Annotated in this window: 13 protein-coding genes; 5 read left to right on the forward strand and 8 right to left on the reverse strand. The window is 71.8% G+C overall.

From position 1 onward, the window contains the following. Positions 1 to 8: 8 nt before the first annotated feature. The 4 genes from ACFT7S_RS15755 to hisD are packed head-to-tail and all read right to left on the reverse strand — an operon-like array spanning position 9 to position 3,227. Positions 9 to 176: a hypothetical protein gene (locus ACFT7S_RS15755; RefSeq protein WP_382731821.1), complete on the reverse strand. Its 168-nt coding sequence runs from the start codon at positions 174 to 176 to the stop codon at positions 9 to 11. Further along, positions 173 to 769 (reverse strand): imidazoleglycerol-phosphate dehydratase HisB, encoded by a 597-nt coding sequence (hisB, locus tag ACFT7S_RS15760; RefSeq protein ID WP_328909649.1) that lies wholly within the window; start codon positions 767 to 769, stop codon positions 173 to 175. Before hisB ends, ACFT7S_RS15755 begins: the two co-directional genes overlap by 4 nt. Next, entirely contained in the window at positions 766 to 1,908 is a 1,143-nt protein-coding gene (locus ACFT7S_RS15765; protein ID WP_382731824.1) for a histidinol-phosphate transaminase, read from the reverse strand. The genes hisB and ACFT7S_RS15765 overlap by 4 nt, the downstream gene beginning before the upstream one ends. Continuing rightward, complete coding sequence (gene hisD, locus ACFT7S_RS15770; RefSeq protein ID WP_382731827.1) at positions 1,905 to 3,227, reverse strand: histidinol dehydrogenase; 1,323 nt, start codon at positions 3,225 to 3,227, stop codon at positions 1,905 to 1,907. Before hisD ends, ACFT7S_RS15765 begins: the two co-directional genes overlap by 4 nt. A 147-nt stretch (positions 3,228 to 3,374) precedes the next feature. Between hisD and ACFT7S_RS15775 the strand changes: the two genes are divergently transcribed. From ACFT7S_RS15775 to ybaK, 4 genes are all read left to right on the forward strand, one after another. Further along, on the forward strand, positions 3,375 to 4,979 hold the full coding sequence (locus ACFT7S_RS15775; RefSeq protein WP_382731829.1) for an oxidoreductase: 1,605 nt from the start codon (positions 3,375 to 3,377) through the stop codon (positions 4,977 to 4,979). Positions 4,980 to 5,189: 210 nt separating this feature from the next. Continuing rightward, the gene (locus ACFT7S_RS15780; RefSeq protein WP_382731832.1) at positions 5,190 to 6,230 is read left to right on the forward strand and encodes a hypothetical protein; all 1,041 of its coding nucleotides are present in this window, start codon (positions 5,190 to 5,192) and stop codon (positions 6,228 to 6,230) included. A 5-nt stretch (positions 6,231 to 6,235) separates the two neighbouring features. Next, positions 6,236 to 7,015, forward strand: coding sequence for an LON peptidase substrate-binding domain-containing protein (locus tag ACFT7S_RS15785; RefSeq protein ID WP_382731834.1), 780 nt, complete (start codon positions 6,236 to 6,238; stop codon positions 7,013 to 7,015). Between the two features lie 17 nt (positions 7,016 to 7,032). Further along, complete coding sequence (ybaK, locus tag ACFT7S_RS15790; protein WP_382731837.1) at positions 7,033 to 7,530, forward strand: Cys-tRNA(Pro) deacylase; 498 nt, start codon at positions 7,033 to 7,035, stop codon at positions 7,528 to 7,530. 360 nt (positions 7,531 to 7,890) lie between these two features. Here the strand turns inward: ybaK and ACFT7S_RS15795 are convergent, their stop codons facing one another. The 4 genes from ACFT7S_RS15795 to ACFT7S_RS15810 form a co-directional block, all read right to left on the reverse strand. After that, the gene (locus tag ACFT7S_RS15795) at positions 7,891 to 8,580 is read right to left on the reverse strand and encodes an ABC transporter permease (protein WP_382731840.1); all 690 of its coding nucleotides are present in this window, start codon (positions 8,578 to 8,580) and stop codon (positions 7,891 to 7,893) included. Positions 8,581 to 8,679: 99 nt separating this feature from the next. Next, a complete protein-coding gene (locus tag ACFT7S_RS15800) occupies positions 8,680 to 9,546 on the reverse strand; it encodes an ABC transporter permease (RefSeq protein ID WP_382731841.1) in 867 nt (288 codons plus the stop codon). A 40-nt stretch (positions 9,547 to 9,586) separates the two neighbouring features. Further along, on the reverse strand, positions 9,587 to 10,570 hold the full coding sequence (locus ACFT7S_RS15805) for an ABC transporter ATP-binding protein (RefSeq protein ID WP_382731899.1): 984 nt from the start codon (positions 10,568 to 10,570) through the stop codon (positions 9,587 to 9,589). A 176-nt stretch (positions 10,571 to 10,746) separates the two neighbouring features. Then, positions 10,747 to 12,003, reverse strand: coding sequence for an NYN domain-containing protein (locus ACFT7S_RS15810; protein WP_382731843.1), 1,257 nt, complete (start codon positions 12,001 to 12,003; stop codon positions 10,747 to 10,749). Between the two features lie 257 nt (positions 12,004 to 12,260). Here ACFT7S_RS15810 and ACFT7S_RS15815 point away from each other — a divergent pair, with 257 nt between their 5' ends. After that, the gene (locus ACFT7S_RS15815; RefSeq protein ID WP_382731845.1) at positions 12,261 to 12,443 is read left to right on the forward strand and encodes a hypothetical protein; all 183 of its coding nucleotides are present in this window, start codon (positions 12,261 to 12,263) and stop codon (positions 12,441 to 12,443) included. Positions 12,444 to 12,536 lie beyond the last annotated feature (93 nt).

Genomic DNA, 12,536 nt, shown 5'->3' on the forward strand with positions numbered 1-12,536 from the left:
GACGCCCCTCAGCCCCAGAGTCCCTGAATCCGCAGAATGCCCGCGAGCAGGCACATCACGGAGCCGATCCCGAGCAGCACGACGAGGCCCTTGGGCATGTCCTGCTTCGAGAAGGAGTAGACGCCGCCGGCCAGGAAGAGGCCGACGACGATCAGAATCGTATTGAGCCCGGTCACAGCGCGCCCTTCGTGGAGGGAAGGATTCCGGCGGCGCGCGTGTCGCGCTCGGAGGCGTACCGCAGGGCGCGGGCCAGCGCCTTGAACTGGCACTCCACGATGTGGTGGGCGTTGCGCCCGTACGGCACGTGGACGTGCAGGGCGATCTGCGCCTGGGCGACGAAGGACTCCAGGATGTGCCGGGTCATCGTCGTGTCGTACTCGCCGATCATCGGCGCCATCTTCTCGGGCTCGGTGTGCACCAGGTACGGGCGGCCGGAGAGGTCGACGGTGACCTGGGCGAGCGACTCGTCCAGCGGGACGGTGCAGTTGCCGAAGCGGTAGATGCCGACCTTGTCGCCGAGGGCCTGCTTGAAGGCGGCGCCGAGCGCGAGGGCGGTGTCCTCGATGGTGTGGTGCGAGTCGATGTGCAGGTCGCCGTCGGTCTTGACCGTGAGGTCGAAGAGTCCGTGGCGGCCGAGCTGGTCGAGCATGTGGTCGTAAAAGCCGACCCCCGTCGACACATCGACTTTCCCGGTGCCGTCGAGGTTAATCTCGACGAGCACGGACGTTTCCTTCGTGGTGCGTTCCACGCGGCCTACGCGGGGGTTCATGCCTCGTGCTCCTTCTTGGCGTTCTCAGTGACAAGCGTGCGCGCCGCATCGAGGAACGCGTCGTTCTCGGCCGGGGTCCCTGCGGAGACCCGCAGCCATCCCGGTACACCGTTGTCCCGGACCAGGACGCCCTGGTCGAGGATCTGCTGCCAGGCGGTGCGGCTGTCGGCGAAGCGGCCGAACTGGACGAAGTTGGCGTCCGAGTCGGTCACGTCGAAGCCGAGAGCACGCAGCTCGTCGACGATCCGGTCGCGCTCGCTCTTGAGCTGCGCGACGTACCCGAGCAGCGTATCGGTGTGTTCCAGGGCGGCGAGCGCGGTGGCCTGGGTGATGGAGGACAGGTGGTACGGCAGTCGCACCAGCTGTACGGCGTCGACGACGGCCTGGTCCGCGGCGAGGTAGCCGAGGCGCAGTCCGGCGGCGCCGAACGCCTTCGACATGGTGCGCGAGAGCACCAGGTTGGGGCGGCCCTCGATCAGCGGGAGCAGCGAGGGGTGGTGGCTGAATTCGCCGTACGCCTCGTCGACGACGACCATCGACGGCTTGGCCGCCTGCGCCGCCTCGTACAGGTCGAGGACGGTCTTCGCGTCGACGGCGGTGCCGGTGGGGTTGTTGGGCGAGGTGATGAAGACGACGTCCGGCCGCTGCTCGGCGATGGTCTTGCGGGCCGCCTCGACATCGATGGTGAAGTCGTCGTTGCGCGGTCCGGAGATCCACCCGGTGCCGGTGCCGCGCGCGATGAGGGCGTGCATCGAGTACGAGGGCTCGAAGCCGATCGCCGTGCGCCCCGGGCCGCCGAAGGTCTGCAGCAGCTGCTGGAGCACCTCGTTGGACCCGTTGGCCGCCCAGACGTTGGCGAAGCCGACCTCGTGTCCGGCGGTGCGGGTGAGGTAGCGGGCGAGTTCGGTACGGAGCTCGACGGCGTCCCGGTCGGGGTAGCGGTTGAGGTCTCGGGCGGCCTCGCGGACCCGCTCGGCGATCCGGTCGACCAGCGCCTCGGGCAGCGGGTACGGATTCTCGTTGGTGTTCAGACGTACGGGTACGTCGAGCTGCGGCGCCCCGTAGGGGGACTGGCCGCGCAGCTCGTCCCGGATCGGCAGGTCGTCCCAGGGATTGCGCGTGGCGCTGTCGTTGCTCACTGCTGCGGAACCTTCCACCCGAACCTGGCCTTGAGTGCGGCGCCGTGCGCGGGGAGATCCTCGGCCTCGGCGAGGGTCACGACGTGGTGCGTGGCCTCGGCGAGAGCGTCGCGCGTGTAGTCGACGATGTGGATGCCGCGCAGGAAGGACTGCACGGAGAGGCCCGAGGAGTGGCAGGCGCAGCCGCCGGTGGGCAGGACGTGGTTGGAGCCCGCGCAGTAGTCCCCGAGGGAGACCGGCGACCACGGGCCGACAAAGATCGCTCCGGCGTTGCGGACCCGGTCCGCCACGGCAGCGGCGTCCGCGGTCTGGATCTCCAGGTGCTCGGCGGCGTACGCGTTGACGACCTTGAGGCCGTCCTCCAGGTCGTTGACCAGGACGATCGCGGACTGACGGCCGGCCAGGGCGGGCTCGATGCGGTCCGTGACGTGCTTGGTCGCGGCGATCTGCGGCTTCAGCTCGGCCTCGGTGGCGGCGGCCAGCTCTTCGGAGTCGGTGACGAGGACGGCGGCGGCCATCGGGTCGTGCTCGGCCTGGCTGATCAGGTCGGCGGCGACGTGTACCGGGTCGGCGGTCGCGTCGGCGAGGATCGCGATCTCGGTCGGGCCGGCTTCGGCGTCGATGCCGATACGACCCTTGAGGAGGCGCTTGGCCGCGGCGACGTAGATGTTGCCGGGGCCGGTGACCAGGTTCACGGGCAGGCAGTCCTCGGTGCCGTACGCGAACATCGCGATGGCCTGGGAGCCGCCCGCCGCGTACACCTCGTCGACGTCGAGCAGGGCGCAGGCGGCGAGGATGGTGGGGTGCGGCAGTCCGCCGAACTCCTTCTGCGGTGGCGAGGAGACGGCGATGCCTTCGACGCCCGCCTCCTGGGCCGGTACGACGTTCATGACGACGGACGAGGGGTAGACGGAGCGGCCACCCGGTACGTAGAGCCCGACGCGCTCGACGGGCACCCACTTCTCGGTGACCGTGCCGCCCGGGACGACCTGGGTGGTGTGCGTGGTGCGGCGCTGCTCGCGGTGGACGAGCCGGGCGCGGCGGATCGACTCCTCCAGCGCGGCGCGCACAGCGGGGTCGAGCTGCTCCAGCGCCTCGGTGAGGGCCTCGGCCGGGACCCGGATCGAATCGATGCGTACGCCGTCGAGTTTCTTCCCCCACTCGATCACCGCCGCGGAGCCACGATGGCGTACGTCCTCGCAGATGGGCCGCACCGTTTCCAGGGCGGCTTCCACGTCGAACTCGGCACGGGGCAGCAGGTCGCGCAGGTCGCCGCCCTCGGGGAGGGCATTGCCGCGCAGATCGATTCGAGAGATCACACCCCAATTCTCGCAGACCGCTTCCGGCGCCCGGACGTCCGTATCACTGGCTGATACATGCCCCGGCTGTCACTGCTGGCTATTAGCGTTCACGCCGTTACACCAGGGGAAGAACGTACGTACGACATCTGCACAGAGGGGACGGCAGTGACCGAGCCGCAGGATGGCGATATCCCGGACGGCCTCAGCGCAGCGGAGCTGGGTATGTGGCAGTCCTTCCGGAACGGCACCACCTACGATCTGCGCACCCATGACCCGGTGCGCGACGATCCGTTCGCGGCGCATATCTGGGGACCCGAGCGGAGTGTCGGCGCCCGGACGGTGGCCAGGCTGCTGCTGAGCGGGCCGGCGGCGCGGCCCGGCCGGGTGGCGGCGCTGAAGCTCCGGGGTGTACGGATCACGGGGCGGCTGGATCTGGCGGGCGGGCGTGTCTCCCCGTACGTCGAGCTGACGGGCTGCCGTTTCGAGCAGGAGGTCGTGCTGCCCGAGTGCCACTTCACGACCCTGCGGATGGTCGGCTGCGCGATTCCGCGTCTGGAGGCGGCCCGGCTGCACACCGAGGGCGATCTGCATCTGCCGCGCTGCCGGATCGAGAACGGCATACGGCTCACGGACGCCCAGATCGGTACGGACCTGCTGATCAACCAGATCAGCGTCGGCCCCGACCGGCGGGGCCGCGCCCTGACCGCCGACGGTCTCGCGGTGGCGCAGGACCTTCAGGCCGAGATGATCGAGACGCGCGGGGAGCTGAGCCTGCGCGGCGCGAAGGTCGGCGGTTCGCTGAGCCTGCGCGGCAGCAGGCTGCGGGGCACGGAGGGGCGGCGGGCGCTGAACGCCCCGCAGCTGACCGTCGAACGCACGCTGTACATGACCGAGGCCTGGGTGAGCGTCGACACGGGGAACCAGGGCACGACTCCCCCATACGGCATCACACGGTCGTCGGGCACCCCGGCGCGCGGCACCCGCTCCCAGGTTTTCGAGTGCCGGGGCGGGGTGCGGCTGGACGACGGCAGGTTCGGTGACGCGGTGGATCTGCACAAGGCCCGGTTCGTGCTGGCCCGGCACGAGGAGCTGTCGCTGCGCAGGATCGTCACACCCGAGCTGCGTTTCAACGCGGAGCGCCCGGAGGAAGGCCGGGTCGTCCTGAACGGCGCGAAGGTCGTCACGTTGATCGACGTGTCGACCAGCTGGCCTGGCCCGGGCGGTCTGGCGATGGGCGGTTTCGTGTACGAGAACCTCGTCCCGTACGGGCACTTCCCGCTCTCCCGGCGGCTGGAATGGGTGCTGGCGGCGACCCCGGAGTACGTACCCGAGCCGTACGAGCGGCTCGCCGCCGTCCTGCGCAGCTGCGGCGAGGACGCGGACGCCCGCGAGGTGCTGCTCGCCAAGCAGCGGCGGCGCCGGGAGACGCTGCCGCCCGCCGCCAGACTGTGGGGCTACCTCCAGGACTGGACGGTGGCGTACGGCTACCGGCCGGGGCGGGCGGCGGTGTGGATGGCGGTGCTGTGGGCAGCGGGCGCGGTGGCGTTCTCCCAGTACGACCCCGCGGCGATCAAGCAGGACGAGCACCCGGAGTGGAACGCCGCCCTGTACGCGCTCGATCTGCTGGTTCCGGTGATCAACCTCGGGCAGGACGGTTACTGGCGACTGGAGGGCGGCTGGCAGTGGGTGGGGGCGGCGCTCGTCCTGCTGGGCTGGATACTGGCCACGACGGTCGCGGCGGGCGCCTCGCGGCTGCTGCGCCGCGGCTGACCCGACGGCCCCGCCGGATGCCCCAACAGCCGGTGGGGGCAAGGCCGTACGCGTTCGGCGCCGGGGCGGGAAGATGTGACCGGAAGGGCGGATTCGAGCCAGGATCCGGCATTTCCTTTGCCCTTTCTTGACTCCCGTCAGGGCAACCCTTCCACTCGGCACAGAAGCTTCACCTCGCCCCTCTGGCGCACCTCTCACCAGCGCTTTTCAATGGTCTGCACCATGTCATTCCTTCGCGCTCTGCTCAGCACCACGCGCATGATCCGGCACAGCCCCGAGCTGTCCGCCGGGATGCCCGTGGATGACGCGGTGCTGCTCGACGCCCCCGACGAGCGGCTGTCCCCCGCGCTGGTGGCCGCCGCCCTCGGCGCGTACGAACCCGCCGCCGAACTGCTCGCCGCCACCAGGGAGGGCGCCGAGTGGGAGACCCGCGACCGCTGCCTCACCCGCCTGGTCACCTTCGCGCACAGCCGCGACGGCTGGCTCGCCGACTGGCTGACCGCCGCCCCTCGTGACCCGGACGCACTGCTCGTCAAGGCCGGGCTGGCCGTCCGCCGGGCCTGGGAGTCGCCCGCCCGCGCCGAGCGGCTGCGCGAGGTGGGCCCGCTGATCTCGGCGGCGGCCGAGGCCCAGCCGGGCGACCCGGTGCCCTGGCGGCTCGCCCTGGACCACGCCCGCGGTACGCACGCCACGCACACCGCGTTCGAGGCCCTGTGGGAGCAGGCCATACGGCGCTCCCCGCACCACTACGGCTGCCATGTCGCTGCCCTCCAGTACCTCTCCGCCGCCTGGTACGGCTCGCACCGCGAGTGCTTCGACTTCGCCGAGCAGGCGGCCGAGGACGCGCTGCCCGACTCGCTGGTGCAGGCGTTGCCGCTACGGGCGGCCTTCGCCCTGCTGCTCGACACAAAGCTCGCCGCGCGGACCAGCCCGGTGCAGGTGGAGCGGATCGATGCCGCCGCCGATCTCGCGATCAGGCTCTCCGCCACGTACCGGCCCGGTGATCTCTGGCCGGCCGAGACGCGCAACCTGTTGGCGTACGTGCTCGTGGTGCGCGGTCGCTGGGACGAGGCCCTGGAACAATTCCGGCTGGTCGGACCGCACGCCACCTCGTTCCCGTGGTCCTCGGTGTCCGACGATCCGCTCGGTCAGTTCCTCGACGCGAGGGACGGCGCACGGCTCCAGGTGGCCTCCGTGACCCCCTTACGCAACCGGGACGGCCGCAGCCGCGCGCGTGGCCATTACGCTTGACCGTTGTGACCACCGCTCGCCTCCCCCTCTTCCCGCTCAACGCGGTGCTGTTTCCCGGCCTCGTGCTGCCGCTCAACGTTTTCGAGGAGCGTTATCGCGCCATGATGCGCGCGCTGCTGCAGACAGACGAGGACGAAGCGCGCCGCTTCGTCGTGGTCGCGATCCGCGACGGCCGCGAAATCGCTCCGACGGCCACCGGGATGCCGGACAGCCTCACCGCGTCCGTCCCCGTCGACCGTGCACCGGCCGACGGCTTCGGACCCGACCCGATCCAGTCCTTCCACCGGGTCGGCTGTGTCGCGGACGCCGCGAAGATCCGTGAGCGTGCCGACGGGAGCTTCGAGATCCTGGCCACCGGCACGGTCAGGGTCAAGCTGCTCTCCGTCGACGCGAGCGGCCCCTATCTGACGGCCGAGGTCGAAGAGCTGACCGAGGAGCCGGGCGACGAGGAGAGCGGCGAGACGAAGGGGGCCGAGGAGGCCGGCGCGCTCGCCGAGGGCGTCCTGCGGGCGTTCCGCAGCTACCAGAAGCGGCTCGCGGGTGCCAGCGAACGGTCCCTGACCACCGGAGCGGATCTCCCCGACGACCCGTCGGTGGTCTCGTACCTGGTGGCCGCCGCGGCCGTACTCGACATCCCGTCGAAGCAGCGTCTGCTCCAGGCCCCGGACACCGCGACCCGGCTGCGCGAGGAACTGACCCTCCTGCGGCAGGAGACGGCGGTCATCCGGCATCTGCCGTCGCTGCCCGCGGTGGAACTGACCCGGGCTCCCACGCACCCCAACTGAGCCGAGGACCCTGCCCCGTGGCGAAGAAGCCGAAGAATCAGCAGGGCGGCACCCCGGCCACGGTCGCCCTGACCGCGGCGGGCACCGCCTACACCGTCCACGCCTACGAGCACGACCCGTCGTCCCAGTCCTACGGCGAGGAGGCGGCACAGGCCCTCGGCGTCTCCCCGGACCGCGTGTTCAAGACCCTGGTGGCCGACGTGGACGGCGAACTGACCGTAGCGGTGGTCCCGGTGGCCGGCTCCCTGGACCTGAAGGCCCTGGCATCGGCGGTGGGCGGCAAACGGGCCACGATGGCGGACCCGACGGCGGCGGAACGCACAACGGGCTACGTACGAGGCGGAATCTCCCCCCTGGGCCAACGCAAGCGCCTGCGCACGGTCCTGGACGCCTCGGCCCGGTCCCACCCGACCATCTGCGTCTCGGCGGGCCGCCGGGGCCTGGAGGTAGAACTGACGGCCACGGACCTGGCAACGCTGACGAACGCGGTATTCGCCCCGATCGGCCGCGAATAACCCACCGCCCAGACACCGAAGCCGTCAGCCGACCTGGCACTCGCCAGAAATCCTTCGGCCCGCCCGGCCGCAAGGGCACCTGCCTACGGCCCCGCCACACCCCAACCCACGGCCCCGCCACGCCCAACCCAACGTCCCGCCACGCCACAGCCCGGCCACCCCCAGCCCGCCCGGCGCTTGAGGGCATGCAGTCAGCCCGTCCGGCGCTTGAGGACCGGGGTCCGGGGCGGAGCCCCGGGTTCGGGAAGAGTGGGGTCTCCCCTGCTCGAACGAAGTTGAGAGCTTGGGGAAGGGTAGGGGAACAAGCCCGCCGCAGGCGCCCCGCCCCACCCCACCCGCACGGCTACGACACCCGCACGACTAAGGCCGCATCGACTCCCCGGCCCCCGCCCCGGAACCCTCAGGACCCTCAGGACCCTCGGGACCCCAAGGCGCCTCAGAAACCCACTCCGGCTCAGGATCCCGCGGAGCGAACAACGTCGTCAGCCCCAAATGCACCAGCATCGCCACGATCGGCCACGCCAGCACCACCCCCGTGGCGTGCAGCTCCAGCGGCGCATCGAAGGTGACACCCTTGCCGACCTCCCGCGCCCGCGCGACCACATCCGACGAAGGTCCGAACCAGACACCGATCCCCCAGGCCAGCAGCGACCCGAGCAGACCGCCGAGCGCCAGCCCGGCCACCAGCAGGATGCCCCCGCGGCGCCGGTAGAAGAACACGGCGGAGGCGGCCACGACCCCGAACGCGAGCGCCAGCAGCACGAACGTGCCGTCCGCCCCCACCGCCTCCTCGCTCTCACTGTTCTTCAGGAAGACCGCCGTGTCGTCGGAGATCAGCGGCACCCGGGGCGCCAGCCACAGCCACAGCAGCCCGAGCAGCACACCCGCAACCGTGAGCACGGCGGTGATCACGACGGCCTGCCGCAACTCCGTCGCCAGTTCCTGGCCGTACAACGGCTTGTGGGCGGGCGCCGGTGAGGCCCCCGACGGCGGCGTCTGCCACGGATCGTTGGAAGAGGGCTGGTGCGGCGGCGTCAGAGGTGCGGTCACCGTGCCATCGTGCCAGGTGCCCCTGTGCGGCGCCTCACCGGACCGATTCCGCCGATCCCGCCCGGCCACCCGCCACCCACTGCACGCCACACCCACCCGCTACCGAACCGCCGCCCGCCGGTACGCCCACGTAGCCGCCGCCAGCGACAGCACCCCCACCACCGCGCACACCGCGAGGTCCAGAGCGATGACCGGCCAGTCCGGGTGCGCGTCGAAGGACCGCGCGAGGGCCTCCACCCCGTACGTCGAGGGCAGCAGGTCGCGCGCCCACCCGACCGGCTGCGGCAGCCGGTCGGCCGGCAGCACGCCCAGCAGCAACGCGGCGGACATGCCCAGTTGCCCGAGCAGCGTCGCGAGTTCCTGGCGCGGCGCCAGCAGCCCCAGCGCCGCCCCGAGACCGGCCAGCGCCGCCCCGGAGAGCGGCACCACGGCGACGAGCACCCACAGATGGGTCATCGGCAGCTGGAAGAGCACGCTGCCGGTCACGGCCGTCACAATCGTGCCGGGCACGGTGAAGGACGCGTACGCCCCCGCCGCCCCCAGCACCACCGCGGCCGGCGGCACGGGCAGCGTGGCGTAGTGGTCGAGTCCGCCACTGGCGCGCAACTGGCCGAAGTACTGGGCGAGCAGGTTCAGCGCGACGAAGGCCACTACCAGCACGCTGGACCCGGCGACGACGGCCCGCGCCTCGGACCCCCCGTCCACGACCCCGCGCATCAGGACCATGATCCCGATGGACTGGAAGGTCGCCACGAACAGCAGCGGAATCCGGGCGACCCGCGCCCGCGAGAGCTGAGCCCGGTACACGGCGGCGAGCGCGGGCAGCAGCTTGGCCCGCGGGGCCAGCGGCGCCGGCGCCGCGGCGGAGGCACCGGACGGACCGGTCCGGAACTGTCCGGGCACCGCCCCCGCTTCCGCCCCCGTCTCCGTAGCCGTAGCCGCCTCCGCGCGAACGATGCTCGTCACCTGGCGCTGCTCCCCTTAGATACCTGAGATACGTGCACGTTCACGCCTTCACCAGTCCCTCGGTCGCCCTGACCGCGTCCCCGCCGAGCGCCAGATAGACGTCCTCCAGGCTGGGCGTGGCCAGCGTGAAGTCGTCGAGTGCGGCGAACGCCGCCCCGCCGGTCACCGCGGCCACCGCCGCCCGCGCCTCGTCGGGCGCCAGCCGCAGCACCCAGCGCCGCCCGGACTCCGTGGCGGACCCGCGCAACGCCGCCACCTCGGGTACGTCCAGGGGGGCCCGCTCGCGCCAGACCAGCTCGACGCGGACCTCTCCCGCCACCTGCTCCTTGAGCCCGTGGGGGGTGTCGCAGGCGATGACCTTGCCCCGTTCCAGTACGGCGACCCGGTCGAGCACCATCTCGGCCTCGATCACGTTGTGGGTGACGAGCAGCACCGTGGCGCCCCGCTCGGCCCGGCGCCGGTCGACGGCGGCCCAGACGGCACGCCGGGCGACGGGGTCCATACCGGTCGTGGGTTCGTCCAGCACCAGGACGGGGCGTTCCCCGACCAGCGTCGCGGCGAAGCAGGCGAGCCGCCGCTGACCGCCGGACAGCTTCTTCAGGGGGCGCCCGGCAAGCTCGGTGAGTCCCAGCTCTTCGAGCACGGCATCGCGCGCGGCACGCGCTTCGCGGACCGGGAGGCCGCGCAGCCGCCCGGTCGTCTCGGCGGCGAGGGAGACGGTCAGCTCGTCGAGGGCGGTGGATTCCTGCCCGAGGTAGCCGATCAGCCGGGAGGCCCGCTCGGGGTGGCGCACGAGGTCGTGCCCCAGCACCTCCACACTGCCGGAGTCGGGCCGCATCAGTCCGGTGAGCTGACGCACCAGCGTGGATTTGCCCGCACCGTTGGGGCCGAGCAGACCGAAGATCTCGCCCTGCCGGACATCGAGGCTGATCCCGTCGGTGGCGCGCACCTCGGGGGTGGCTGCCGCGCCTCGGCGGCCGCGGACGGCGGGATAGGTCTTGACCAGATCACGCACCGCGCACACGGTCCCGGTCCCGGTCTGCGCCTGTGCTGTGCCCGTACTCACGAGGTACGAGGGTACGGGGTCGGATGCCCCGGATTGCGCCCGGGGTCGCACCGGCCCGGACACGACTGCGTGCGCCGGGCGGCCCCGTACGGACCGGGCACTCCGCTTCCACAGAGCCGCGGACGCCCCGGCCACTACTCCGCGACGGGCGTGTGCTCCGCGGCAGCCCGTACGTCGATCTCGCGCCAGAAGCCCGCCCGGATGGCATAGCGGTCGTGCTCGTCGATCTGGTCGTCCTTGTGGGCGAGCAGACCGAACCGCGCCGCGTACCGCAGGAGTTCGCCGTCGATCCGGTGCGGGATGCGCGGGTACATGGTCGACAGCTTCTGGACGTGGACGGTCTCCGGCAGCCGCTCCATCCACCGGCGGGCGAAGACCTGGCCGACCTCGAACGGGTCGCCGCCGACGGTCGTGATGTCCTCCTCCCGGTCCGCCCAGCGCTGCTCCGCGCTGGTGAGCTGGGCGAGCGTCGGCAACGAGGCCGTCTCGGCCGGTTCGCCGAGCGGTCCGCCGCGCTCGACCCAGCCCTTGTCGGACGACCACCGGAGGGTGGCGTTGGCGGGCGCCGGCGGGGCCGGGTGCTGCGCCGCCTGGCTGCCGGGCCCGCGCAGGCTCGCCAGGTCCTTGGGCGTGGGGACGCCCCGGTGGCCGGGGCCTGACGGGGCGTCGGTGTCCTGGTCGGCGGGTGCGGAGGCGCCGTTGCGCGCGGCGGCGGCCTGGGCCTCGGAGGCCCGTTCCGCGGAGGCCGCCAGCGCGGCTTCGGGGAGGGGCGCGGAAAGGATCGCGGCGATCTCGGGGCGCGGGACCGGCGGCGGCGCGCAGATGCCGCCGATCTCCTTGGCCCGTACGGCCTTGGTGATCCAGGCCCGGTCCAGCACCCGCCGTTCGTCGGCCTCCGCGACCAGGTCCTCGGACTGGTTGTAGTCGCCGTCGGCGGCCTGGACGGCCCACAGGTGGACGGCCACCCCGTGTTCCTTCGCCGACATCAGCCCGGGCAGCAGGTCGCCGTCGCCGGTCACGAGCACCACGTCGGAGCAGGCGCGGTTCCTGGCGAGCTCGGTGAGCTCGGCGTGCATCGCCGCGTCGACCCCCTTCTGCGCCCAGCGTCCGTCACTACGGGTGAGCGCCCCCAGCCGGACGGTCACGCGGGGCATCACCCGGAGTCTGCGGTGTTCCGGCTGCGGTACGCGATCGGGGGCGCCGTCGAACCAGTAGATCCGGAGCAGGGGCTGCTGGGTGTCCGCCTCCGCGCGTTCGCGCAGGCCCTGGATCAGGGCCGTGTGGTCGACGGTGATGCGGGAACGGGCGGGCTCCCCGGCCAGCAGACTCGCGGCTGCGCCCAGCAAATAACCGGCGTCCACCAGGACGACGCAACGGTCCACGCGTTCCACCCTCTTCCAAGAATTCGGGAACGGTTTTCTGCGGGCCCGGTCGTGAGGGGTGGGCCTGCTTACTCAGGGTTTCCTTGGAGTCTGCCCGACCACGCGGGGGTTAACGTCCGGAACTCGATCATCGGCGTGGCGGATCGGGAAAACGGTGCAACACACCACTTCCACTACGCACGGTAATGATCCAAAATGCGGTGTTTGCTGCGCTATGTGAGTCTGACAGCGGTCCTGGCCCCGAGAGTCCCCATAGGAGGAACACCATGGCCAAGAACAAGAACCGCAAGCAGGGCACCCAGCAGGATCGCGCCGCGTCCACGGCGGAGCGTAGTGCGCAGGACGCGAAGTCCTCGTCCTTCGAGGCACAGAACGCCCCTCAGTCGCAGCCTCAGGGCAGCCCCTCTGATGTTGCGCGTAAGCACCAGCGGCGCTTCGGCCACAACTGACCGGTCCATTCCCGGTCCGGCCGCAGGCCGAACAGCCGAGAGGGGGGGGCCCCCGGGGGGGGGGGGCCCCCCCGGGGCGCCCCCCCCGGGGGC

It is taken from the genome of Streptomyces sp. NPDC057136 (genome assembly GCF_042670885.1).
Lineage (GTDB): Bacteria > Actinomycetota > Actinomycetes > Streptomycetales > Streptomycetaceae > Streptomyces.